Source organism: Nocardiopsis akebiae, assembly GCF_018316795.1.
GTDB lineage: Bacteria > Actinomycetota > Actinomycetes > Streptosporangiales > Streptosporangiaceae > Nocardiopsis > Nocardiopsis dassonvillei.
In genome coordinates this window covers 3,083,809-3,107,672 of record NZ_CP074132.1, presented here as the reverse complement: position 1 = coordinate 3,107,672, position 23,864 = coordinate 3,083,809, and the positions used below count along the sequence as shown (strand labels likewise).

The 23,864-nt window shown below is 73.0% G+C and carries 17 protein-coding genes and 1 pseudogene; 3 read left to right on the top strand and 15 right to left on the bottom strand.

Annotation, left to right across the window (positions count from 1 at the left end):
- Nucleotides 1-56 precede the first annotated feature (56 nt).
- The 4 genes and pseudogenes from KGD83_RS13290 to KGD83_RS13280 all read right to left on the bottom strand — a co-directional run.
- A complete protein-coding gene (locus KGD83_RS13290; RefSeq protein ID WP_212644058.1) occupies nucleotides 57-1,496 on the bottom strand; it encodes an endo-1,4-beta-xylanase in 1,440 nt (479 codons plus the stop codon).
- A gap of 69 nt (nucleotides 1,497-1,565) precedes the next feature.
- Nucleotides 1,566-4,250 carry a glycoside hydrolase family 48 protein gene (locus tag KGD83_RS13285; RefSeq protein WP_212644057.1) on the bottom strand — a complete coding sequence of 895 codons (2,685 nt, stop codon included), beginning with the start codon at nucleotides 4,248-4,250 and terminating at the stop codon, nucleotides 1,566-1,568.
- Between the two features lie 436 nt (nucleotides 4,251-4,686).
- A complete protein-coding gene (locus KGD83_RS29240) occupies nucleotides 4,687-4,905 on the bottom strand; it encodes a hypothetical protein (protein WP_394358128.1) in 219 nt (72 codons plus the stop codon).
- Between the two features lie 3 nt (nucleotides 4,906-4,908).
- Nucleotides 4,909-6,458 (bottom strand): annotated as a pseudogene (locus KGD83_RS13280) (glycoside hydrolase family 6 protein); the annotation flags it as partial.
- A 505-nt stretch (nucleotides 6,459-6,963) separates the two neighbouring features.
- Here KGD83_RS13280 and KGD83_RS13275 point away from each other — a divergent pair.
- Complete coding sequence (locus KGD83_RS13275) at nucleotides 6,964-7,584, top strand: FMN reductase (protein WP_212644056.1); 621 nt, start codon at nucleotides 6,964-6,966, stop codon at nucleotides 7,582-7,584.
- Nucleotides 7,585-7,744: 160 nt separating this feature from the next.
- Here KGD83_RS13275 and pdxA read toward each other — a convergent pair whose 3' ends face one another.
- From pdxA to KGD83_RS13255, 4 genes are read right to left on the bottom strand one after another with little or no spacing between them, the layout of a single operon-like run.
- A complete protein-coding gene (gene pdxA / locus KGD83_RS13270) occupies nucleotides 7,745-8,767 on the bottom strand; it encodes a 4-hydroxythreonine-4-phosphate dehydrogenase PdxA (RefSeq protein ID WP_212644055.1) in 1,023 nt (340 codons plus the stop codon).
- Nucleotides 8,760-10,082 (bottom strand): four-carbon acid sugar kinase family protein, encoded by a 1,323-nt coding sequence (locus tag KGD83_RS13265; protein WP_212644054.1) that lies wholly within the window; start codon nucleotides 10,080-10,082, stop codon nucleotides 8,760-8,762. Before KGD83_RS13265 ends, pdxA begins: the two co-directional genes overlap by 8 nt.
- 10 nt (nucleotides 10,083-10,092) lie before the next feature.
- Nucleotides 10,093-11,499, bottom strand: a complete 1,407-nt coding sequence (locus tag KGD83_RS13260; RefSeq protein WP_212644053.1) for a GntP family permease — start codon at nucleotides 11,497-11,499, stop codon at nucleotides 10,093-10,095.
- A gap of 20 nt (nucleotides 11,500-11,519) precedes the next feature.
- A complete protein-coding gene (locus KGD83_RS13255) occupies nucleotides 11,520-12,293 on the bottom strand; it encodes a DeoR/GlpR family DNA-binding transcription regulator (protein ID WP_212644052.1) in 774 nt (257 codons plus the stop codon).
- Between the two features lie 232 nt (nucleotides 12,294-12,525).
- Between KGD83_RS13255 and KGD83_RS13250 the strand changes: the two genes are divergently transcribed.
- Together KGD83_RS13250 and KGD83_RS13245 are read left to right on the top strand one after the other, a co-directional pair.
- Nucleotides 12,526-13,524, top strand: coding sequence for a dihydroxyacetone kinase subunit DhaK (locus tag KGD83_RS13250; RefSeq protein WP_212644051.1), 999 nt, complete (start codon nucleotides 12,526-12,528; stop codon nucleotides 13,522-13,524).
- Nucleotides 13,525-13,562: 38 nt separating this feature from the next.
- Nucleotides 13,563-14,204, top strand: coding sequence for a DAK2 domain-containing protein (locus tag KGD83_RS13245; RefSeq protein ID WP_212644050.1), 642 nt, complete (start codon nucleotides 13,563-13,565; stop codon nucleotides 14,202-14,204).
- 75 nt (nucleotides 14,205-14,279) lie between these two features.
- On the opposite strand, the gene KGD83_RS13240 is transcribed toward KGD83_RS13245, so the two are convergent.
- The 7 genes from KGD83_RS13240 to KGD83_RS13210 all read right to left on the bottom strand — a co-directional run bounded on the left by KGD83_RS13240 (nucleotide 14,280) and on the right by KGD83_RS13210 (nucleotide 23,678).
- Nucleotides 14,280-15,746: a glycoside hydrolase family 43 protein gene (locus KGD83_RS13240; protein ID WP_212644049.1), complete on the bottom strand. Its 1,467-nt coding sequence runs from the start codon at nucleotides 15,744-15,746 to the stop codon at nucleotides 14,280-14,282.
- 299 nt (nucleotides 15,747-16,045) lie between these two features.
- On the bottom strand, nucleotides 16,046-17,332 hold the full coding sequence (locus tag KGD83_RS13235; protein WP_212644408.1) for an HNH endonuclease signature motif containing protein: 1,287 nt from the start codon (nucleotides 17,330-17,332) through the stop codon (nucleotides 16,046-16,048).
- A gap of 706 nt (nucleotides 17,333-18,038) precedes the next feature.
- Nucleotides 18,039-18,362 carry a putative quinol monooxygenase gene (locus tag KGD83_RS13230; RefSeq protein ID WP_212644048.1) on the bottom strand — a complete coding sequence of 108 codons (324 nt, stop codon included), beginning with the start codon at nucleotides 18,360-18,362 and terminating at the stop codon, nucleotides 18,039-18,041.
- A 148-nt stretch (nucleotides 18,363-18,510) separates the two neighbouring features.
- Nucleotides 18,511-19,611: a peptidase C39 family protein gene (locus KGD83_RS13225; protein ID WP_212644047.1), complete on the bottom strand. Its 1,101-nt coding sequence runs from the start codon at nucleotides 19,609-19,611 to the stop codon at nucleotides 18,511-18,513.
- Between the two features lie 37 nt (nucleotides 19,612-19,648).
- Nucleotides 19,649-21,751, bottom strand: a complete 2,103-nt coding sequence (locus KGD83_RS13220; RefSeq protein WP_212644046.1) for an iron ABC transporter permease — start codon at nucleotides 21,749-21,751, stop codon at nucleotides 19,649-19,651.
- Nucleotides 21,751-22,803 (bottom strand): iron-siderophore ABC transporter substrate-binding protein, encoded by a 1,053-nt coding sequence (locus tag KGD83_RS13215; protein WP_212644045.1) that lies wholly within the window; start codon nucleotides 22,801-22,803, stop codon nucleotides 21,751-21,753. The genes KGD83_RS13220 and KGD83_RS13215 overlap by 1 nt, the downstream gene beginning before the upstream one ends.
- On the bottom strand, nucleotides 22,800-23,678 hold the full coding sequence (locus KGD83_RS13210; protein ID WP_212644044.1) for an ABC transporter ATP-binding protein: 879 nt from the start codon (nucleotides 23,676-23,678) through the stop codon (nucleotides 22,800-22,802). Before KGD83_RS13210 ends, KGD83_RS13215 begins: the two co-directional genes overlap by 4 nt.
- Nucleotides 23,679-23,864: the final 186 nt, after the last annotated feature.

Genomic DNA, 23,864 nt, shown 5'->3' with positions numbered 1-23,864 from the left:
GTCGCGTCAGCGTCGTTCGGTTCCGGTACTGCCCCGCGGACGGGGTCGGTCGCCGGTCAGGAGCCTCTGCACGTGAGTTCGGGCGTGGAGACACCTCCGCTGGAGTTGCCGACGAACCCGAACGAGGTCGACTGCCCCGCCGCGAGCGCGCCGTTGTAACCCGCGTTCGTCGCGGTCACGCTCCCGCCACTGCCCGACACCGAAGCGTTCCAGGCGTGCGAGACGCTCTCACCGCTACCGAAGGTCCACTCCACGGTCCACCCCGACAGAGCCGCGCCCGCCGTCACCGTCACCTGCGCCTGGAAACCCCCCTGCCACTGGTTCGTCACCGAGTACACCGCCTCACACTCACCCGACGGAGGGTCGGTCGGGTCCGGGTCCGGGTCGGGACCGGGGCCCTGGTCGCCGCCGAGCGCCTCGTGGATCGACCAGTAGGCGGGCTTGGGATCGTAGTTGTCGTCGATGGGCAGCGCCGCGCCCTCGCCCGGGAAGGTGCCGGGGACCCAGGAGTGGGCGTCGGTGACGCCCCAGACGATCACGCCGGAGCACTCGTCGACCGCGTAGCAGGCGTTGACCACCTGCTCGTAGTCCCTGCCCTGCTGCTCCAGCTTCTGCTGGGTGACCGGCAGCTGTATGCGGATGTCCAGCTCGGTGATCATCACCTCCAGGCCCAGGTCCGCGAAGCGCTGGATGTTCTGCTGGATGCTGGAGGGGATCTGTCCAGCGATGAGGTGGCCCTGGAAGCCGATGCCGTCGATCGGCACGCCCTGTGCCAGCAGGTCCCGGACCAGGTCGTAGTAGGCGTCGCTCTTGGCGTTGATCCCGTCGATGTTGTAGTCGTTGATGAACAGGCGCGCGTCGGGGTCGGCCCGGTCGGCCATCCGGAAGGCCTCCGCGATGAAGTCCTCCCCCAACGTCCGGTAGAAGACCGAGTCGCGGAACTGGGCGTTGTCCCCGATCGGCTCGTTGACCACGTCCCAAGTGGCGATGTCGTCGCGGTAGCGTCCCACTGTGGTGCTGATGTGGGTGTCCATGACGTCCAGCAGCTGGTCCCGGCTGAAGCTGCCGTCCCTCACCCAGGAGGGCAGCTGGCTGTGCCACACCAGCGTGTGGCCGTGGACCAGCTGGTCGTTCTGCTGGGCGAAGTCCACGATGCGGTCGGCGTTGGTCCAGTTGAACTGCCCGGGCTGGGGCTGGACGGTCTCCCACTTGAGGTCGTTCTCGTGGGTGACGGAGTTGAACTCGGTCGCGGCGGTCTGCGCGTAGGCCGCCTGGTTCAGGTGCTGCGGCGCGACCGCGGTGCCCATGCGCAGCCCGCGCTGGTCGGCGAGTTCGCGCAGGGTGGCCTGCTGGGCCCGGGCCGCCTCCTGCGCCGTGAGCGCGGTGTCCTCGGCGTGGGCGGCGGCGGTCAGTCCGCCCGTGACCAGGCTGAGGGCCAGGGCGACCGCGGCGGCGACCCCTCCCCGGAGCCGTCTTCGCCCCTTCGTGAGCGACATGGTGTTCCTTTCTTCTGTGGGGGTCGGGGGCGGGCGCCGACGGCGCCCGCCCCGTGCGGCTACGGCCGGTCAGGCGCCGTCGCCGAACAACTCGCCGTGGGTGGCGAGGGCTGTGGCCACGTCCACCTGCGCCCAGAAGCGGTGGTAGGTGAACTCGGGCACCGGCCCCCCGTTGAGGTACTCCTCGACCTGGGGCCAGTTCGGGTCGTCCTCGTAGAAGGACCGGATGGACAGGAACGTGGAGTCGGAGTCGACCGGGTCCCCGTTGGGCATCTGGCCGGTCCATCCCTCGGGGATGTAGAGGCCGCCGTCGGGGGCACCGAACTCGTCGTCGAAGCGGGCGTAGTCGGCCCGCGTCTCGGGAACGGCGACGCCCAGGTCGTCCTGGTTGGCCAGGAGGGCGTCGAGCAGGCCCTCGGCCGTCGCCCGGGAGTCGGCGTCACCGGTGGCGGCGGCGTAGTGCATGAGGGTCTTGGCCAGGCCCGCGGCGATGCCGACGTCCTGCCCGTGCGAGACGACCTCCACGCTCAGGTCGGGATTGCCCGTGGACTCGCCCGTCCAGGTGTCGGGCCGGCCGCTCCACTCCATGTCGGCGGGGATGGCGAACTCGCCGTTCTCACCGACGGTGGTGTTGGCGATCGCCCAGGGCACCCAGTCGTCCAGGATGTCCCCCGCGCGCTCGTCGCCGGTGATGCGGTGGTACTCGGCCACCCGCTCCATGTCCCAGACCTGGAAACCGAACCACCGGTTGGACGGCGGGTCGTGCCAGACGGGCTTCTCGTCGTAGAACATGCCGTAGAAGGTGGGCGTGCCCGAGGGAGGCTGGGTGTAGGCGCCCTCCCAGCTGTTGGTCGCCCCGCCCGCGATGGCGCCGTCGGAGGACTGGAGCCACTCCAGGAACTCCAACTGCCGGTCGAGGCTGGTGCCCCAGTCCTCGGTGCCGGTGGCCGACTCAGGCTGGAGCGCGGACACCTCCGAGAGCGCGTAGGCCGCCATCACGTTCTGGTAGCCCTGGTGGGCGGAGGATCCGCCGATGCGCCAGGCCCAGGGGTACTGGGCGCTCTCCAGCGCGCCGCCCCAGGAGTAGTACCAGGCCATGAGGTAGTGCGCGGAGTCCTTGCCCGATCCGGGCGGGCAGGACTGGGGGTCGACGCAGTCGCCGATCTCCTTGAAGTACTTGTCGAACATGGCGTAGCGCAGGTAGTCGCCCATCATCGCCGCGTTGGAGACGTTCTCGGCGATCGCGCCCTCGTTGCCCTGTTCCGAGGCCCACTCGTGCGCCAGGTAGGCCACCTGCACGGCGCGCGCGTCGGCGTCGGGGGCGTTGGTGTAGCGCCACTGTTCGGAGTAGTCGTCGTCGTCGGTGAACAGGTCGAGGAACCCGTTCTCGCCGCCGTGCTGGAAGGTCTCGCAGGACGGGTGCGGCACGGTCTCCCAGACCGACTCGTTGGAGCCGCGCTGGAAGGTGTTGACGTAGGCGGGCGCCTCGTCGGTGCCGTCGCCGCAGAACCCGTAGCCGTAGGTGTTGTCCACGTCCAGCAGCCAGTGCATGCCGTAGACCTCGTCGGTGCCGTAGGTGCTGCTCAGCTCCTGGGCGAGCGGGTCCTGCCCCGACTCGACCGAGTCGTCCAGCGGCATCGGGTAGTCGCTCGGGTCGAGCGACTCGGGGATGTAGGTGGCCGGGGCCGACGGGTCGTAGGAGCCGTTCGTGGGCTGGTCGGCCGTGCCCGGGATGATGAAGGCCTCCATGGACTCCCACGCGGAGTTGAAGGGCCCCCAGTCGCCGGTGATCCTGCCGTAGGTCGCCTCCAGCCACAGGTAGTAGCTGTAGGCCTCGGAGGTGGTGGCGTGGCCGTGGTCGGGCGCCTCCACGATCAGGGTCTCCACCGAGTGGTACGGCACGAGGAGGCCGTCGAACTCGCGGAAGTAGCCGCTGTCGGGGTCCTTGATCTTGTCGTACTGGGCGAGGAACTCCTCCTCGTAGGCGTTGGAGGCGCCGGAGAGTTCGCGCGCGGTGACGACCACGGGGTCGTAGCCCTCGGCGGAGACGGTGAACTCGGCCCGGGCGGGGTCGCCCGAGCCGTCGCCGGAGGAGGCGACCGTCACCTCCTGCGGGGTGTCCCAGTCGGCTTCGCCGAAGGCCAGCGAGGCCCCCGAGGCCACCGACAGGGTCGAGCTGCCGGAGGTGCGCTCCACGCTGACTGCCACGTCCTCGGCGGGCGCCTCGGACAGGGCCACGTCGAAGGCGGCCTCACCGCCGGGCTCCAGGGTGACCGAGTCGGGGTCCACGACCAGGGTCGGGTCCTCGGGCTCGGGTTCCTCGTCCTCGCCCGCGCAGTCCAGGCCGTTGAGGGTGAAGTCGGCGGGTACCTCGTTGGTACCGCTGTAGGTGGCCTGGAAGCCGAACGTGGCGGTCTGGCCGGAGGCGAGGCCGGGCGCCCAGGAGGGGCCGCTGGCGGTCACGGAGCTGCCGCTCTGGGAGACCTGCGCGCTCCAGCTGTTGCTGATGCGCTGGTTGCCGGAGAACTCCCAGCCCAGCGTCCAGTCGGAGACGGAGTCGGCCTCGTTGGTGACCGAGACCTCGGCCGTGAAACCCGAGCCCCAGTCGTTGAGCTGGTAGTCGACGGAGCAAATCGGTGCGGCCTGTGCGGGGGCGGCCGGTAGGAGGGCGGCTAAGAGCACCGCGCCGAGGAGCGCGGGCGCGGGTCTGCGCCAGCGCGCCGGGCGGCGCGGGCCGGGACGGGGGGTGGTCACGTGTCCTCCTCGGACAGGTTCTCCGTTCCCCTCCGCGGTCCCCAGCGCCGGAGGGCGGCGCCGGGGCGGAACTCTCCGAGGGGGGAGGCGGCGGGGTCGGAGTGCGGGTGCGGGGGGGAGGGAGCCGGGTACGTCGCTGTGATCTGCGGCTCGTTGCCCGGGTCGGGCCGGTGCGCGTCCGGTGGTTTTCCGGAATTCGGACGCCTGTTTTGCGCACACCTTGCGGGAGCGCTCCCAGGCATCGTGGGGCGAAGTTAACACCCACGACACACGGAGACAACGGGTGCAACCGTGGTGACTGCTCGTTAAGTTCCCGGGGCCCCGGGGCGGGCCGGACCGCCCCGGGGAGCCTCGGGACGCAGCGCGGAGCGGAGGTGCCCGCCCGTGGAGGACGGGCACCCCTCGTACTCACCGCGCCGGCGGGCGGCCGCCGGTCCTACTGGACGGGCGGGTAGGCGTTGGCCAACAGCTCCTGGAACTGCGCGGAGAACCAGTGACCCGAGACCGGCGCGTCGGGCAGCGCGCCGCTCATGTTGTAGCCGTTGCGCGGGTTGCCCTCATAGGTCGGGTCGCACATCCGGTCGAAACCCTTGCCCTCGTCGTTGTCGATCAACTCACTCGACCCGTCGGACTCACCCGGGGGCTTCATCCACACGTAGGCGTCGATCCCCGCCTCCGGAGCGGTCTGGGGCGCTCGCCCAACCCGGCCCCGGACTGGTTGCACCAGTTCCCGGACTGGATGCGGCGGTCGTAGCGGCCCCCGTCCACGTAGGCGTTCACGTCCGTGCTCGGCCCCGGCCCGTCCGGCCGGTCCGGTCCGCCCCACCCGTTGCGGGAGGTGTCGATGAGCATCCCGATCCCGGAATCGAAGCCCTGGCCCACCAGCTCCTCACGCAGCGCCTGGGCGTAGGACAACTCATCGGTGAACTGGTTCCAGTCCACCCAGTCCGACTGGCGCACCGGCGTGCCCGCCACCGTCTGGTCGATGGAGAAGTTCTCCTCCACCAGCGCCGAGTAGTTCGCGGTGTTGGCGATGAACCCGTGCACGTCGCCGGGGCTGGCCCCGGCGGCGTTGGCCGCCTCGTAGAACAGCGCCGCCGACGCGGTGAAGTTGTCCTGCCAGCCGATCCACCCGTGGTGGCCGGCGTCCACGTAGTTGTAGACGTTGGCGATCGCGCCCAACTGCGCCAGCGCGTAGCCCACCCCCTCCACGTAGTTGCCGTTGGCCAGCATCTCGTCGCAGTTCTCGGTCGCGGTCTCGCGCGGGGAGACGTTGGTGACCAGGTTGGGCAGCGAGTCGATCTCGACCGTGGTCACGATCCGCAGCTCGGTGTCCTGGTAGTCGGCCAGGATCTCGGCGATGGGGTCGATGTAGTCGTTCTTGTACCGGTCGATCTCGTCGGGGCCCAGCTCGCCGTTGGAGGCCAGCGCGGAGCAGTCGCGGCCGGGCAGGTTGTAGATGACCACCTGGAAGACCAGGGGCTCACCGTCGGCCTGAGCCAGGGCCTCGTCCAGGTGGTCGCGCAGGCCCATGCTGCCGGTGGTGGGGCTGTCATTGCCCTCGATGGCGCTGATGCGGTCCAGCCACACCCCGGTGGGCTCGTCGGCCACGGCGTCCCCGCCGGGCTCGGCGGCGGCGTTGGCCGACCAGATCGGGTTGACGTAGACGTCAGCGCCCACGTACGGGTTGTCCACCCGCTCACCCGTACCGGGGTCCGGGTCCGGATCGGGATCGGGGTCCGGATCGGGGTCCGGGTCGGGTCCGGGGTCGACCAGGCCCTCACAGGCCACACCGTTCAGGGAGAACTCGGCGGGGACGGCGTTGGCGCCCGAGTAGGTGGCCTGGAAGCCGAAGGTGGCCGTGCCGTCCGTGGCGATCGCGCCGTTGTACCCGGCGTCGGTGGCCGAGACGCTCTGTCCGCTCTGGGTGACGGTGCCGTTCCAGGAGTTGGTGACCTGCTGGTTTCCGGCGAAGTCCCATTCCAGGGTCCAGCCGTTGAGCGCGTCGCCGAGGTTGGTGATCTCCACGCTCGCGGTGAAGCCGGAGCCCCAGTCGTTGAGTTGGTAGTCGACCTCGCAACCGGCCGCGGCACTGGCGGGGGCGGGCACGGCCGTGGCCAGCGCGGCGCCGACGATCAGGGCCGATGTCGCGGCGAGGCCGCGCCGTGCGCCCGGACGTCTGTCCGGAGCGCGCAGGATTCTGCTCATCTCTTGCTTTTCCTCATGGTTGGGGGGTGGTGCCAGAGGGACGAGAGTGTCGGGGCGCGGGGCCGCCGACTGATGCGTGGAATCCGAATGGTTTGGAGGGTGGTGCGGGTGGTGCGCGGGGCACGTCGTCCTCCGGGGAGGGTGTGGCGACGCGGGGGGTGACCCCATGCTTGGGAGCGCTCCCAAAACAGGAGCGCGGAGGGCGGGATGGGATGGGTCGGGGATGCGGACACTCACGCTCCCCCTTGCGCAACCCGGATCGCATGTGATCCAGGTCATTCGGGAGCGCTCCCATGAGAATAACCACCACGGCTTCACATGTAAACACCCCGTAAAGAACAGCGTTCGACAGTGCGGCGCCACCTCGGCCAACCCCCGGCCGGACCGCGCACGCCCACCCTTCGCCCCGCGGCGGCCCTCCGGGAATAGCCGGGCCGGACGCACCGTTCCTCTGGTAGTTTCATCGCGAAACTACTTCTCAAGAAGCTTTTTACTAGGGGGACAGATGGCGACCCGTACACTGGTGACCGTCTCGGCGGGGATGAGCACGCCGTCCTCGACCCGTCTGCTCGCCGACCGGCTGACCGCCGCCGCCGAGGCGTCCCTGCGCGAGCGCGGCGACGAGGTCCGCACCCGCACCGTGGAGCTGCGCGAGGTGGCGCACGACATCGTGAACGCGATGACCACCCGGGTGCCCACCGGCGAGCTGCGCGGTGTGCTGGACGACGTCGCCGGAGCGGACGGGATCATCGCGGTGACCCCGGTGTTCAACGCCTCCTACAGCGGCCTGTTCAAGTCCTTCTTCGACGTGGTCGACCCCGAGGACCTGGACGGCATGCCGGTGCTGATCGGCGCGACCGGCGGCAGCCCGCGCCACTCACTGGTGCTGGAGCACGCACTGCGGCCGATGTTCGCCCACACCCGCTCGGTGGTCGCGCCCACCGGCGTGTACGCGGCCTCGGAGGACTGGGGCTCGGGCGAGGGCGGCGGCCGCGAGCTCACCCGGCGCGTCGAGCGCGCCGGACGCCAGCTCGCGGCGCTGGCCTCGGACCGCTCCCCCGCCGCCGCGGACCCCTACGAGGAGCCGGTCCCCTTCGCCGACCTGATGTCGGGCCTGGGCGCCTGACCGGCCCGCCGTCCGGCCGGGGGTCACCGGGGGACGGCGCCCTCGTCGTCGAAGAAGCCGCCGCGCCGTCCGTCCGTGCCCCACACGCGGACGGACGACGGGTGGACCTGAGCGGGACCGGGGCCGCTCCGGACGCGGCCCGCGGCGCCCCCGCCCGCGGTCAGTTCCCGTACTCGGCGCGGATGCGGTCGGCGAAGCGCGCGAAGTCGGCCCCGTGCAGGAAGGCCGAGCGCATGGTGCCGTGGTCGGCCTTCCCCCGGCCCGCGATGTCGAAGGCGGTGCCGTGGTCCACCGACGTGCGCAGGATCGGCAGGCCCACCGTCACCGAGACCGTCCCGTCGAAGTCGAAGGTCTTGGCCGCGATGTGGCCCTGGTCGTGGTACTGCGAGAGCACCCCGTCGTAGTGGCCGGTCAGCAGGCGGTGGAAGACCGAGTCCGCCGGGACCGGCCCGACCACGTTCGCGCCCGAGGCGCGCGTGCGCTCCACCGCCGGGGACAGGTGCCGGATCTCCTCGTCTCCGAAGGCGCCGTTCTCCCCGCCGTGCGGGTTGATCGCCGCCACCGCCAGGGTGGGTTCGTCGTGGCCGAACACGCGCAGCGCGGTGAGCGCCTCGGTGATCGCCCCCACCTGCTGCTCCTCGTTGATCATGTCCAGCGCGCCGCGCAACGAGACGTGCCGGGTGGCGAAGAAGACCTTCTTGCCGCGCACCACGAACATGGTGTTCTGGCGGGTGACCCCGGTCAGCTCGCCCAGCATCTCGGTGTGGCCGAGATGGCGGCTGCCCGAGGCCCAGATGGCCTCCTTGTTGACGGGCCCGGTGACGATCCCGTCGACCCGCCGCTCCATCGCCCCCCGCGTGGCCACCTCGATCGCGCGGACCGCGGCGGCGCCGGCGCGCGCGTCGACCACGCCCCACTCCAGTTCGGTGCCGCCGAGCGCGTCGATGTCGAGGCAGTCGATCACCCCGTCCTGCTCCGGCGGCAGGTCCCAGGAGGACAGGGCCCGCACCCGCACGTCCAGGTCCAGGACGGCGGCCGCGCGGCTCAGCACGGCGGGGTCGGCGACGACCACCCCGCGCGCGGGGGCCGTGGCGCCCACCTCGGCCAGGGTGCGCACGGTGATCTCGGGGCCGATGCCGACGGGGTCTCCGACGGTGACGGCCAGGGTCGGGCGTTCAGTCATCTTCTTGTCCTCCTCCGCTCGGGATCCGCGCGGACACCCCGCGCAGCCTGTCGTTGACCGTGTCGCGCAGCCGCGCCAGGCAGCGCGCGATGGTGTCCTGGTCCCCGACCAGCCCGCCCTTGGTGATGATCGGGGTGCCCTCCAGCGGCCCGCCGTCCAAACGGCCGTGCACGGCCAGCGGGACGAGTTCGCCGCCCACGTCCAGGGCGCGCACGTCCAGGGCGGCGAGCAGTGCGGAGGTGACGTCGCCGCCGCTGGAGAACAGCGCGCTGGGCCGGGCACGGGCGACGGCCCCGGCGACCAGCGCGGCCAGCATGCCGGGCATGGCGCGGCGCGCCTCGGCCGGAAGGCGCACGACGTCCTCGGCCGAGGCGCGGGTGCGCACGACCACGGCGGCGGGGAAGGAGGTCCTGGCCAGGGCCCCGGCCAGGAGTCGCGCGACCTCGTCGCGGTGCCCGGGGTCGGACGTGAAGCGCCGGGCGTCGACGTCGACGAACTCCGTCGAGGGGTCCTCGGCGACGGTGTCGAGCTGGCGCCGGGTCAGCTCGGTCGCGCTGCCCACCACCGCCAGGACCGGCCCGGGGTCGGGCGCGGTGCCGCGCAGCCCCAGCTCGCGGGCGAGCAGCGCCCCGAACGGGCCGGGGTCGGCGGCCACCCAGACGGTGCCGTCCCGGAGGGAGGCCGCGGCCGCCGCCCGGGCGATGTCGGCCAGGTGGTCCTCGGTCACGGCGTCGCACAGCACGACGGGTTCGTCGCCCGCGAGCAGCTCCCCGACGAGGTCGGCGCGGGTGACCCGGCCAAGGGACAGGTGCCGCACGGCCAGGGCGCTCTGCTCGGCGACGAGGTCGGCCACCACGCTGGTGCGGACCGGGTTCAGCGGGTCCAGGGCCAGCTGGGTGCGTTCCAGGGGGACCCCGTCGAGCAGTTGGACGCCGTCGACGGTGATCCGCCCGGAGGCGGGGTGGGCGGGCGCGAAGAGCACGCGGACGCGGGCTCCGGTCGGCGTGCGCTCGCGCACCGCCCGCCAGGCGGCCTCCAGCTCGGCGCCGACGTTGCCGCGCAGGGTGGTGTCGGTGCGCTTGACCACCAGGTCCACCGGCCAGAGCCGGTCCACGGTGGCGGTGACGAGCCCGGCGGCCTCGGGGGCGGGCAGGTGGCGGCTGTCCAGGTTGGCCACGACCGCGTCGTAGGCCGGGGCCGCGTGGTGGGCGTGCCCGGCGTCCACCGAGGCCACGCGCATGCCGGTCTGGGCGAAGCGCGCGCCGGTGGCGTTGGCTCCGGTGAGGTCGTCGGACAGGACGAGGATCTGCGCCACGGGCCTGCCCCTATCCCAGGACCAGGGCGGCGACGCACAGCAGCGGCAGGCTGGCCAGCCACAGCACGGTGGTCATCCCGCTCCACATCTTCATGGCGGCACCGCCGGACAGGCCGGTGAACCGGGTCACGACCCAGAAGTAGGAGTCGCTGACGTATGAGAAGACGAAGGAGCCGGCGCACGCGGAGGCCACGGCGAGCGCCGGGTTGATCCCCGTCGCCGCCACGATCGGGGCGCTGAGGGTGGCGGAGGTGATGATGGCGACGGTGCCCGAGCCCTGGGCCAGCCGGACGAAGGTGGCGATCACGAACGGCAGCAGGAACATCGGCACGGGCCAGCCGGAGACGGCTTCGGCCAGCGCGTCGCCCACGCCGGAGGCGCGCAGGACCTCGCCGAAGGCCCCTCCGGCGCCGGTGATGAACACGATCATCCCGGCCGAGGCGGCGGCCGCGGTGAGCCAGGAGACGACCTCCCGGCGCCCGGTCCCCCGGGGCGGCAGCGTGTAGACGGCGATGACCAGCCCGATGATCAGGGCGATGGCGGGGTTGCCGAGGAAGGCGAAGACGCCGGCGACCGCGCTGCCCTCGGCGAGCGCGCCGGTGAGGGTGTTGCCCACGATGAGCAGCAGGGGCAGCAGCAGCGGGACGGAGGCGGTCAACGCGCTCACGCCCGGGTCCGGGGGCTCCTGGCTGATGTCGCGTCCGGCTGCCGGGGCGGCGGCGCCGGTCCCGTCGCCCCTGCGGGTGGCCGCGCCCGGCCCGCCCGCGGCGGCGTTCTCGGGGACCAGACCCGACTCCACGCTCGCCTCCAGGCGGGGTCCCGTGAAGCGCGCGTAGGCCACCACGACGGGGATGAGCAGGATCGACATGGCCCCGCCGAGCAGGACGGTGGTGCCCAGGTCGGCGCCGAGGAGACCGACGGCGGCGAGCGGGCCGGGCGTGGGCGGGACCAGGTGGTGGGTGATGGACAGCCCGCCCGCCAGGGCCAGGCTCATCACGACCAGCGGCCTGCCGTAGCGCCTGGCCAGGGAGCGGGCGAGCGGGTGCAGGATGACGAAACCGGAGTCGCAGAACACCGGGACGGACACGACCGCGCCGGTGGCGGTCATCGCCACGTCCTCGCGGCCCTTCCCGGCCATGCGGACGAAGGCCTTGGCCAGGGCGTCGGCGCCGCCGCTGCGTTCCAGGACGGTGCCGATCATCACGCCCAGGGCGATGACGACGCCGATCCCGGCGAGGGTGTTGCCGAAGCCGGTGGTCAGGTGCTCCACCAGTTCGGCGGCGGGGACCCCCGCGACCACGCCGGTGACCAGGGCCCCGGCGAGCAGTCCGACGAACGCGTCCAGCCGGGACCACAGGATGAGGGCGATGACGGTGGCCACGCCCAGGAGCAGTGCCGCGAGGAGCTGTACTTCCATACCAGGTGCCTTTCAGGGGGTCATAGCGGTCGCGTGCCCGCGTCGACCGCGACGACGTGGGGGGTGCAGGCGGGATCGGCGTCGAGGGCCTCGCGCTCGCGGGCTCCGATCCCGTCGTCGGTGATCAGGCCGTAGGGTCCCGGGACGACCGCCCAGTACGGGTGGGGGCCGGAGCCGACCTTGGTGGAGTCGGCGACCACGAAGATCCGCCGGGCGCTGCGCATCTGGAGTTCCTTGGCGGCGGCGATCTCGGGGCTGGGGCAGTTGAGCCCCCGGCCGGGCAGGAGCCCGTCGGCGCCGATGAAGGCGATGTGCGGGGTGATGCGGTCCAGCACGCCGTGCGCGTAGTCGCCGACGATGGAGCCGCGCCTGCGCCGCACGCGCCCGCCGACGACGACGAGTTCGACGCCCTCGGCGTCGTGCAGCGCCGCCATGGGGCCGAGGCCGGAGGTGACCACGGTGGGTCCCGAGCGCCGGGCCAGGCGCTCGGCCACGAAGGTGGTGGTGCTCCCGGCGTCCAGCAGGACGACGTGGTCGTCCTCGACCAGCGCGGCGGCGTGGTCGGCGATGCGCCGCTTGGCGGGGGCGTTGCGCAGGCTCTTCTGGGTCCAGGACAGTTCGGCGCCCGCGGGCGCGGGGACCGCGCCGCCATGGGTGCGGACCACCTTTCCGGCCCTCTCCAGTTCGCCCAGCCCGCGCCGCACGGTGGAGGGGCTGATGCCGAGTTCCCGCGCCAGGTCCTCGACCCTCTGCACGCCGTCGGTGACGGCGTCCAGCAGCCCCTGGTGACGCATGACCACTCCTGCTCGTTTCGCGCATGTGAACAGGGACATACTGCGCGCTTTACGCAAGGAAAAGCAAGAGTTCAGCACCAACGTGCCCATAACACGCATACAACGTCCGGGAAGCGCTGATGCGGACACCGGACCGAGAACAGCGCGGCCGGGGACGTTTGGGCGGGGCGGCGCACGGCTATGTCGCATACGGCGCCGCAGGGGGCCGCAGCGATGACTACGGAGCGTGCCGATGCGAAGACAGTTCATCAACGAGCCGGGCGACGTGGTGTCCGAGGCGCTGGAGGGGTTCGCCGCGGCCTGGCCGCGGCACGTGCGCCTCAACGCCGACCCCGCCTACGTCGTGCGCGCCCGCCCGGCCGCGGACAAGGTCGCGGTGGTCTCCGGCGGCGGCTCGGGCCACGAACCCCTGCACGTGGGCTTCGTGGGCACCGGTATGCTCGACGCCGCCGTGCCGGGGGCCGTCTTCGCCTCCCCCACCGCCGTGCAGATCCGGGCGGCCTCGCAGGCGGCCGACACCGGCCGGGGTGTCCTGCACGTGGTCAAGAACTACACCGGTGACGTGCTCAACTTCCGCATCGCCGGTGAGCTGCTGGCCGACGCGGGCGTGCGCAGCGAGATCGTCCTGGTCGACGACGACTTGGCCACCGACACCGGCGACGGCGGTGGCCCGGGACGCCGCGGCACGGCGGCGGTCGTGGCGGTGGAGAAGGTCTGCGGCGCCGCGGCCGAGCGCGGCGCCGACCTGGCGGAGCTGGCCGCGGTCGGGCGCCGGGTGGCCGAGCGCAGCCGCACCCTGTCCGTGGCGCTGGCCGCGGGCGCCCACCCGGGCGAGTCGCGGCCCTCGTTCGAACTGCCCGCGGACGAGGTGGAGTTCGGCGTGGGCATCCACGGCGAGCGGGCCCGACAGCGGCGGGCCTTCGGCCCCTCCCGCGAGCTGGTGCCCCCGATGGTCTCGCCGCTGGTGGAGGCGCTGGGCCTGGGGCGCGGGGACCGGGTCATCGCCATCGTCAACGGCCTGGGCGCCACACACGACCTGGAGCTGTACGGGGTGTTCCGCGAGGCGCGGCGCGTCCTGGACGACGCCGGGATAGAGGTCGCCCGCTCCCTCGTGGGGTCCTACGTGACCTCCCTGGACATGGCGGGCTGCTCGGTCACCCTGACGGCGGCCGACGACGAGGTGCTGGAGCTGTGGGACGCTCCGGCCGCCACACCCGCGCTCACCTGGTAGAACGTCCGTCCCAGCACAGTCCGAACGGGAGCACCGGCATGGCAGAGCAGCTCAGTCCCTCCGACGTCGAGCGGTGGGTGCAGGCCTTCATCGGCGCGGTCGAGGAGGAGGGCGCGCGCCTCACCGACCTGGACCGCCGCAGCGGCGACGGCGACTTCGGCGTCAACATGACCACCGCGCTGCGCCGCACGCGCGAGGCCTTGGCCGACACCGCCGCCACGGGGTCGGCCGGACAGCCCTTCGAGGTGATGGCGGAGACCTTCCTGGGCCACAGCGGCGGCACCAGCGGTCCGCTGTTCGGCATGTGGTTCCGCGAGTTCGGCAAGGCGGGCGCGGGCGCGGAGGCGTTCACCCTGGCGATGGTCGCCGAGGCCACCGCGAACGGGTGGGCGACCCTGCACCGGCTGGGATCGGCCGAGGTCGGGGACCGCACCATGGTCGACGCCGTCGCCCCGGCCTCGGAGGCGCTGGCCGGGGCGGTGGACAGCGGCGCGGGGCTGCACGCCGGGCTGCGGGCGGCCGCGGAGGCCGCGCGGGAGGGCGCGGACGGCACCAGCGAACTGCTCGGCCGCCGGGGGCGCACCAGCTACGTGGGCGAGGCCGCCCTGGGCAGCCCGGACCCCGGCGCGGTGACCGTCGCCCTGTTCTACCGGGCCGCGCAGGGGGTCGTCGGAGTCTGAACCCCGATCGGCCGGGGGCGTGGGGCCACGGCCCCACGCCCCCGGGCGGACGCGCGCCGAGGGTACCCGGCGCGTTCAGGCGCCGCCGAGGTACTCCACGAAACGCACCCCGGTCCCGCCCGGGCCGCAGCTCACCCCGACCATACGGCCGGTGAACCCGCCCGCGACCTCGGTCGACAGGTAGCGTCCGTCGATCCGGGCCAGCTCGGTGACGCCTTCGGGGGCGCGGACCGCGGCGACGACCACGTCCGGTCCCCGTTCACGGCTGTACTCGGGCGCCGTCGAGGGCTCAACCCGCAGTTCGAGCACCGTGTCGGCGGACGCGGGCGCCTCCCCCAGCACGGTGGTGAGCGGTCCGATCCGAGCGACGGCGCGCACCCGACCGCCCCCGACCTCCAGGGCGAACCGGTGGGCGGGATCGACGCGGACCTCCAAGGCGCCCGCGTCCCCGTCCACGTCGATCCCGGCCCGGACGGTCATGTTCGTGTGCTCCTGGCGGCGGCCGACGAACACCCTCTCCTCCCCGGGAGGCGACATCCGCCACCGGTCCCCCGACCACCGCAGCGCCCGGTCGGGGAAGACCCCGGCACCGACCCAGTCGGGGCCGAGCGTCCCCTCCCCCAGTGAGGCGCGCACTCGCGGCGGCGCCGCGGGCTCGACCGGTCCGATCACCGTGGGCCAGCCCTCGCGCCAGGCGACGTCGGCGGCGAAGGTCTCCCTGCCCAGCACGTGCCAGCCGGGGAAGGAGCCCGAGGGTCGCACCCCCAGGAACACCGCCGCCCACGACCCGTCGGGCCGCTGGACCAGGTCGGCGTGGCCGGTGCTCTGCACCGGGCCCGGCGTCCCCCTGGCGGTCAGCAGGGGGTTGTGCGGACAGGCCTCGAACGGGCCCTCCGGCGAGGGCCCCCGGGCGACCGCCACCGCGTGCCCGGGGCCGGTGCCGCCCTCGGCGACCAGCAGGTACCACCACCGCCCGACACGGTACAGGTGCGGGCCCTCGGGGTCCCTGCCCCCGGTGCCGCTCCACAGCGGACGCGGTTCGGACAGCAGTTGGCCGGTGGCCGGGTCCAGGACGGCCTGGCGGATGCCGCCGTCGGACCAGGTGAGCAGGCACCTGCCGTCCCCGTCCCAGGCCAGGTCCGGGTCGATGCCGCCCGCGCCGCGGATCCGCACCGGGTCGGACCACGGACCGGCGGGGTCGGTCGCCGTCATCAGCAGGTGCCCGGGTCCGTCGGAGACGTTGGTGGTCACCAGGAAGAAGGTGCCGTCGTGGTGGCGCAGGGTCGGGGCGTAGACGCCCGAGGACGGCGCCGCGCCGGACAGCACCAGCTGGGAGGGCCGGTCCATCACCGCGCCGACCCGCTCCCAGGAAAGAAGGTCCCGCGACCGGAACAGGGGGACCCCCGGTGCGTACTCGAAGCTCGAACACGCCAGGTAGAACACGTCGCCGACGCGGCACACCGTGGGGTCGGGGTGGAAACCGCCGAGGATCGGGCGGGTCGGCAGGACGCCGCCTCCGGGGGGAACTTCGGGCTCGGTCACCCCACGAGTGTGACACGCCCCACCCAGGCAGACCCGGAGCGGGTCGGGCGCCCGACCCTGTCCGGCTCCGGGTCTGGGCCGGACCGCGCCAGGCCTACAGCACTAATCCCACAGCGCCAACTCCACGGTGCCAGCCACTCGCAAGGCCGAGTCCATGAACGGTGGAGGCCTGCTTATGGTGGCGTCCGCTGCCGCGAAGTGGCGTGGGAGGGCGTCCAACGGTGGGGGTTCGAGGGTGGGCGCGGGGCCCGGGCCGCCTGTCGGGCGCGGGCATGCCGGGGACCGGCACGACCCGGGGGTCATTCCCGGGGCGGTGGAACCGGAATCCTGTCGGGCGGATGGTGCCGTTTCCTCTGCTGGTGTGTGCGTAGTTCGCGTTGGTACTTGGCCCGGTTGTGCGGCCCGCACAACGGTTGCAGATTGGCCACCACCGTGCGCCCGCCCCGGGAGAACGACCGCACGTGGTCGGCCTGGCACAACGCCACCGGCACCTCACACCCTTGCGGGTGGGCGCAGGTGGTGTGCCCGTGGAAGGCGGCCGCCCGTTGCCGGGCTGAGGCCAGGCGTCGACCGGGCCCCACGTCCAGCACCTGGCCGGTGGGTGGGGCGGTGAGCATCCGCACCACCTCAGAATCGGCGGCCAACTCGTGCACCAGCCCGACCGGGATCACCCGGCCGTGCTCGTCCAGCGCCGGAACTTCCTGACCCTGGTCGTCCAGGTAGGTCTGTACGGGTACGACGATGCGGATCTGCGCCAGCGGGGCGGGAGTGTTGTCACATCCGGTGTGGGTGGTGGCGAAACGCAGCGCCGCGATGAGCGCGTCGTGCTCACGCTGCGAACGACTGCGCGTGTCCTCCTCCGAAGGTGGGGTGGTGAAGGTGTCGATGGCCGCGCGCACGATCAACGCGTCCCCGGATCCGCCCCAGGCCTGCAACTGGTAGCTGCCCTGGAACGTGTCATGGACCGTCAGGCCGCGTGCGGCATGAGCCGCCTCGTGGTCGCGGTCCAGGCGGTGGGGGTCCAAACGGTAGGCGACCTGGCGGGCCACCGACTGGAGCTGGTTGACCGACAACGCGGGCCGCTCCGCCTTGGCCGCCACCAGCGCCGACTCGAACCCCTGCCGGTACTCCCCCTCGTCGGGGAAATGGTCCTCGTCACGGGCCTGGACGGCTTTGTCGGTGGCCTTGGCGATCACCACCGCCTCACCCAACACCACCCGGCCCTTCTCCACCGCTTCCACCGTGGCGGGCAGGGTTTCCTCGTGCACGTGCTGGGCCAGACGCGCCAAATCCTTGGCCTGAGCGGTGGGCAGCGCGGCGTGGTGCACCAGCCACTTGTCCAACGTGGAGTAACCGCTGTAGCGGGCCACCGCACCACGCGCGTACAAACGCGCCATCCGCGCCAGAGCCCGATACCGGATCTGGTCCAGTTGGGCCCACAGCGCCGCGATCTCCTCAGCGGCCGCCTCGTCCGCCCCGGGCGGGACCTCGGTGTTCAACGCCCGGTCGATGATCTCGCGCGCACCGGCCAGCGCGGCCACGGCCGGGGAACATCCCCCGGGAGCCGCCTCGGGCGCTGCGATCATCATCTCCATACTTCTTATTATAGGCCAGCACCCGCCCTTTCCTCCACTGTTCACAACCTCGATTTCCTCCTTTCTTTCTGGAGGCCTATTTTGCTTCATGGGTTGCAATTGGGTCGAACTAAAAGCTGCCCGAAAAGGCGCAGCCAAAATGGCACCTTGGCCTTGGATGCCGTTAGCTGCCCGGCCGCAGGTGCCGGGATCGTTGCCCGAGGCCGGAGGGTCCGCTTGCCGTTGGTGCCGACGCAGCAGAGCCCGACCATCCCTACACCTGGGCGTTGGTCGCCCTCCGGTGGTCGCTCCTGCCTTTGGTGCCGGTTTTCGCCGGTCGCCCACACCCCCCACCCGGCCCCGGCCGTTCCCCGCCGTCCGTGCCCTTTCGCGGTAGCTGGCGCGCTTTCGTTGCCGCCAAAACCCCCGCCAAGAAACGCGTAGGGGAGAAACCTGTGGACGGCCTCTCCCTGCCCCTCGCTTATTTATTCCTGCTGGCCTGTGAACTGCGGGGCATGGGGCGCGGGGCACGGGACGCGGGATGTTTCAGGGCACGCCGAAACGCTCACTGGGTGGGATCCCCCCTGTTTCCAGGAAACCATCACCGCACCACCCACGACCAGCCCCAATTCCCACCTGTGGAAAACGTGGAGACACGAGAAGGGCCCCGAGCGATCGCCCGGGGCCGGAACACTACATAGAGGAGACCGGAAACCGGTCAGGCGTCGATGGTGAGCTCGCCCATCCGGTCCCATCCCTCGCCCTCCACGACCCGGCTGACGATGAGCGGGGTCTCGGTGAGCAGCGGCTTCATGGCGGCCAGCCCGTCGCGGAAGTGATCGCTGTTGACGTGCGCCTCGGCGGCGCCGTCCTTGAACGCCTCGATAAGCACGAACTCGTTCTCGCGCTCGACGCTGCGGGACCACTCGAACCACAGGTTGCCCGGCTCGGCGCGGGTGGCCGCGGTGAAGTCTGCGACCGCGTCCAGGAACCCGTCTCCGACCTCGGGCTTGACCCGGAACTTGACGACGATGAGGATCATCGCCCCTCCTCCTTTTTGGTACTGCGGGACACGGTGTGCCGTGCCCCGTCCCCACTTTCCCAGAGTCGGCGGCCTCGGCGGCCACCGGACGGACCTGGACGGCCACCGGCCTGACCGGTGCGAACCGGCCCACGGGCCCGGGACGCTCTCAGGGACGGCGCGGCGGCTCCCCGCCCTCCGGCTCCGCGATGCCCACGGCGCCGCGGTAACCGTCCCGCTCCAGCGAGGACATCGCGTCGAGCGCGGCGTCGGACACGGGCAGCAGGTGGGCGTCGACCCAGGTGTCGCCCGTGGCGCCGTTGGTCCAGGGGTCCTCGACCACGAGCGCGCCCGGCACGGCCCCGTGGCAGAGCACCCAGTGCGGCACGTCGAAGCCCTGCATCGCGGCCAGGGAGACCAGCAGCAGGACGCGCTCCCCCCGGCCGATCGCGTCGCGGATGTCGGCCGTGGACAGGCGGCGCGGATCCACCGGGACCCCGGCCCGCGCCGCGTCCTCCCGCGACGCGCGCTGGAGGACGGCGCGCCACTCCCTCTCGTCCCCGGCGTAGGAGTCGAGCATGACCGGCCGGTCCACGTCGAGGAACACCGTGACGGGCGACGACGGCCACGCCCGGCGCACGGCCACGCCCAGCCCGACGGGCTCGCAGGCGGGGAAGTTCGTCGCGTCGCGCCACAGCGTCAGCTCCGCCGGGCGGTCCAGGGACCCGCGGGGCACCGCCCCGGCCAGCACCTGCGCGACCAGGGCGGTGACGGCACCGCACGTGAAGTTCGTGGACTGGCGGTGGTACGGCGGCTCCGCCTCAGCCGGACCCTCCCCCAGCCACCGCACGTGACCGGCGGGCGGACGGTTCCCGTCCCCGTCCTCCCCGCGCGGGGCCTCCAGCGGCGCGAAACCGGCTGCGGAGGCCTCCTCCGCGCCGACCGTCCACCCCTCCCACTTGACCTGCACGAGCCCCCGGCCCCGCGCGTGGGCCAGGACCGCCGCCGCGGCGGCGGGCACGTCGCCGACGGTGTCGACGATCTTGGCGTAGGCCGTGCGCGGGCGCGCCGTCACCAGCGCGGCGGCGGCCCAGCCCTCCCCCGCCCCGTCGGGGACGGCCACGATCTCGGGCGCGTGGGCCGAGCGGTCGACGGCTACCCAGCGTTCGAGCACCGGGCCGGGGGCGATCCGGGCCAGCGGCGCGGGCACGGCGGCCGGGTCGAAGGGGACGACTACCGGGACGGGCGCGTCGGTGCTGTGGGACGGCATCGGGTACTCCTGGTGCGGATCAGAGGGGATCGGCGGTTCACGCGCGGGAGCGGCGCAGCAGCCAGACGAGGTAGGGGGCGCCGACAAGGGCGATCATGAGACCGGCCGGCAGCTGGGCCGGGGCCAGCAGCGTGCGGCCCAGGGTGTCCGCCACGCAGACCAGCAGCGCGCCCAGCAGCATCGCGACCGGAACGCTGCGTCCGTGCCGGGCGCCGACCAGCGCGCGGGCCAGGTGGGGCGCCACGAGCCCGACGAAGCCGACGACCCCGACCGCGACCACGCTGACGGCGGCCAGGACCGCGGCGGCGGTGAGCAGCACCAGCCGCATCCGCTCCACCCGCATCCCGAGGATGCGCGGCGTGTCCTCGTCCACGGCGATCAGGTCGAGGTGGCGGGCCATGCCGAGCATCAGCGGCGCCGCCAGCACGAGCGCCACCGCGACCGGCACGACCTCCGGCAGGGTGCGCCCGTAGGTCGTGCCGGACAGCCACGTGAAGATGCGCGGGGTCTGCCAGGGGTCGGCGCGCAGGAGCAGGAACGTCGTGACCGCGCTCAGGCTGTACCCGCACCCGATGCCGATCAGCACGAACCGGTCCGGACGCAGCGCGCCCCTCCAGGCCAGTGCGGCGATCAGCGCGAACGTGGCCAGGCCCGTGAGGACCGACATGGTGACCAGCGACGGCAGGCCGCTGCCGGGGCTGGCGGTCACCACGATCACCGCCCCCAGCCCGGCTCCGGCGGTGATGCCCAGCAGTCCGGGCTCCGCGAGCGGGTTGCGCACGGTGCTCTGGACGGCGCTTCCGGCCAGGGCCAGCGCCGCTCCGGCGAGCACGGCGGCGGCTACCCGTGGGAACCGTTCGTCCAGGGACCGGCCGATCAGGTCCGGCGCGACCCCCTGGAGCCACAGGGCGATGTCGCCCGTGCGCAGCCACAGGCTGCCCGCGAGCAGGCCCACGAGCGCCGCCGAGACGAGCAGGGCCGCCGCGACCAGCAGGACGCCGAGGAAGCGCCGCCGCGTGCGCGGTCCGGCCCGCGCGCCCGGCGGTCGGCGCACCGGGCCCGCGTCGCGCAGGCGCAGGGCCAAGACCACGATGAGCAGGCCGCCGAGCACGGATGTGGGCACTCCCGTGGGGATCGAGGCGGCGCCCTCGGCGCCGAGCAGCGCGCGCAGCCCGGCGTCCGCGAGCAGGATCAGGAGGGCGCCCAGGAGACCGGAGGCGGTGACGAGCAGCAGGTGCCTGCGCAGCGGCCGGATCCGCCCGGCGAGCAGGCGCGCCAGCACGGGCGCGCCCAGACCGACGAAGGCGATCGGACCGGCCAGCGTCACCGCCGCTCCGGTGAGGAGCACGGCGCAGAGCACCGCGGCGGTCCGGGTCGAGCGCAGGGGCACGCCGAGCGAGGCCGCGGTGTCGTCGCCCAGGCCCAGCACGTCCAGCCTTCGGCTCAGCAGCAGCGCAGCGCCCAGCACGGCCGCGATGAGCGGCATCGCGCGCAGGGACGCGTCGATGTTGAGCTGGGCCAGGGAGCCGCTCCCCCAGGCGAAGAGGCCGGTGGTGTTCTCCTTGAACAGGATCAGCAGCATCGCGGTCGCCGCGTCCAGGGCCATCGCGGTCGCCGAACCGGCCAGGATCAGCCGCGTCGTGGCCGTTCCGGCGGCGTTGCCCGCCAGTGCCAGCACGAGCGCGGCGGCCAGCAGCCCTCCGGTGAAGGACACCAGGCCGGAGGCCCACAGCGGGACGGCGAACCCGAACGCGGCGACCAGGGTCAGGGCCAGGTAGGACCCCGCCGTGACCGCGAGCGTGTCGGGAGAGGCGAGCGCGTTGCGCGTGACCGACTGCAGCAGCGCCCCGGCGACGCCGAGGGCGAAGCCCACGGCCACACCGGCGAACAGGCGCGGAAGCCGCGATCCGGCCAGCACGTCGCCGACCGGAACCCCGTCGACGGCCTCCCGCTCCCCGGCCGCGTAGCGCACCAGGTCCCACCACCCCACGCCGGAGGTTCCCTGGGTGAGGTGCCACACGGCCACCGCGAGGATCGCGGCGACCAGTCCCGCGAGGGCCGCCGCCCCGGCGGCGCCGCCGCGCGCGCCGACGCGCGGCAGCGGGGACCTCCGGGGCGGGGCTTGGAGCGAACCGCTCATTACTGCGTGATCGCGTCGGCGAAGGCGTCGACCGCCTGGGCGGTCGAGCGCGGGCCGCCCGCGCCCCAGATCCGCGGGGGGAAGGCGTGGGCCCGGTTCTCCTCCACGGCCGGGAGGGAGTTCCAGATCGGGTTCTCCTCCAGCGCCTCCACGTAGCCGCCGACGCCCTCGTCGTTGGCGTAGAAGAGGTTGGCCCCGCCCACGGCGGTGAGTCCCTCGACGTCGGTCTGCGCCAGGCCGTAGGAGGGGTTGACGCCGCCGTCCCCGTAGGCCTCGTTGATCTCGTCGGTCCAGACCGGGGTCATCCCGAGCTCCTCGCCGAGGGCGGTGAACAACGCGCCCTCGCCGTAGGGGCGGATGGTGAGGTTGCCGCCCTGGAGCCACCCGTCGAAGTACAGGAAGTCCTTCGTCGGCAGGTCGGCGGAAGCCACCCGATCCTTGGCCTCGGCGAGGTGGGCGTCGAACTCCCCGATCACCTGGTCGGCGCGCTCGGTGCGCCCCGTCGCCTCGCCGATCATCTGGAAGACGCGCCGCATGTTCCCGACGGGGTCGGCCGGGTCGGCGCCCAGCGTGACGAGGACGGGCACCCCTCGCTCCTCCAGTTGCGCGATGATCTCGTCGTCGGCGCTGAAGGCCTCGACGATGACCAGGTCGGGGTTCTGCGCGTACAGGGTGTCGAGGTCGGGCTCCTCGCGGTTGCCGATGTCGGTCACGCCCTCGGGCAGCTCCTCCGCGCTCACCCAGGTGCTGTAGCCCTCGGTGTCGGAGACCGCCACGGGGGTGACGCACAGGGTGAGCGCGTCCTCGACCTGCTGCCACTCCAGGACGGCGATGCGCTCGGCGGGCTGGTCGAGCTCGACCTGTCGGCCGACACCGTCGGTCAGCGACACCGGGTCCGTGGACGTGGTCGTGGTGTCCTCGGCGCAGCTCTCGGAGGCGGGTGCGGCGACGCCGCCGGTCTCGGCCTCCTCGACGCTGGTGGTGCCGCATCCTGTGACGGCGAGGGCGAGGGCGGCGCAGGCCGCGGTCGCGAGGCGGGGGAGACGGGTCATCGGTGGTTCTCTCTGTTCTGTTCTGCGGTGTTCGGGTGGTCCGCGTCCGCGGACCGGGGACGGGCCGTGTGGCGGCCCACCGGGTCGATGCGCAGGCGGCCGGTCCGGGGGTCGTGGGCGACCTCGACCCGGATGCCGTAGACCTCGCTGAGGTTTCGACTGGTGAGGACCTCGGCCGGGTCGCCCGCGGAGTGGACGCGTCCGGCGCTCAGCAGCAGCAGCGTGTCCGCGACGCGCGCGGCGTGGTCGAGGTCGTGCAGCACGACGCCGACGGCGGCCCCGTGGTCCTCGGCGAGGTCGCGGATCAGGTCGAGGGTCTCGACCTGGTAGCGCAGGTCCAGGTGGTTGGTGGGCTCGTCCAGCAGCACGACGCCGGTGTCCTGGGCCAGGCAGGTGGCGAGCCAGACGCGCTGCATCTCTCCGCCGGAGAGCTGTCCGGCCGCCCGGTCGGCCATGTCCCGCACGCCGGTGGCGTCCATCGCGTTCTCGACGGCGCGCCGGTCCTGCTCGGAGAGCCCCGCGAGGCCGCGCCGGTAGGGGTGGCGTCCGAACGCGACGACGTCCCTGACCGCCAGGCCCTCCGGCGTGGGCCGGGCCTGGGCGAACAGGGTGACCTCCCGGGCGAACCGGCGTGCGCTGAGCAGGGACGCCGGGCGTTCGGGCCGCCCGCCCCCGCCGCCGAGCGTGACGTGTCCGCCGTCGATGCGGTGCAGTCGGGCGAGCGAGCGCAGGAGCGTGGACTTGCCGCTGCCGTTGGGTCCCACCAGCGCGGTCACGCGCCCGGCCTCCAGGACCAGCGAGGCCCCGTGGACGACCGTGGAGCCGCCGTAGCTCAGGACCAGCCGGTCCCCGCGCAGGGCGTGCGCGCGAGTCACGGCGCTGGGCACGCCGGGCGTGCCGGGACAGCGGCGGCCGTGGCGGAGGACGGACGCGGCACTGCGCGGAGCGCGTGCGGACACTGTCCGACCAGCGGATACGGCCGGACACGAGCACGGGCACCCGATCGGGAGATTAGGTTAGCCTTCACTCACTCAGAATAGATTCGGCCGCTCCGTGGCTGC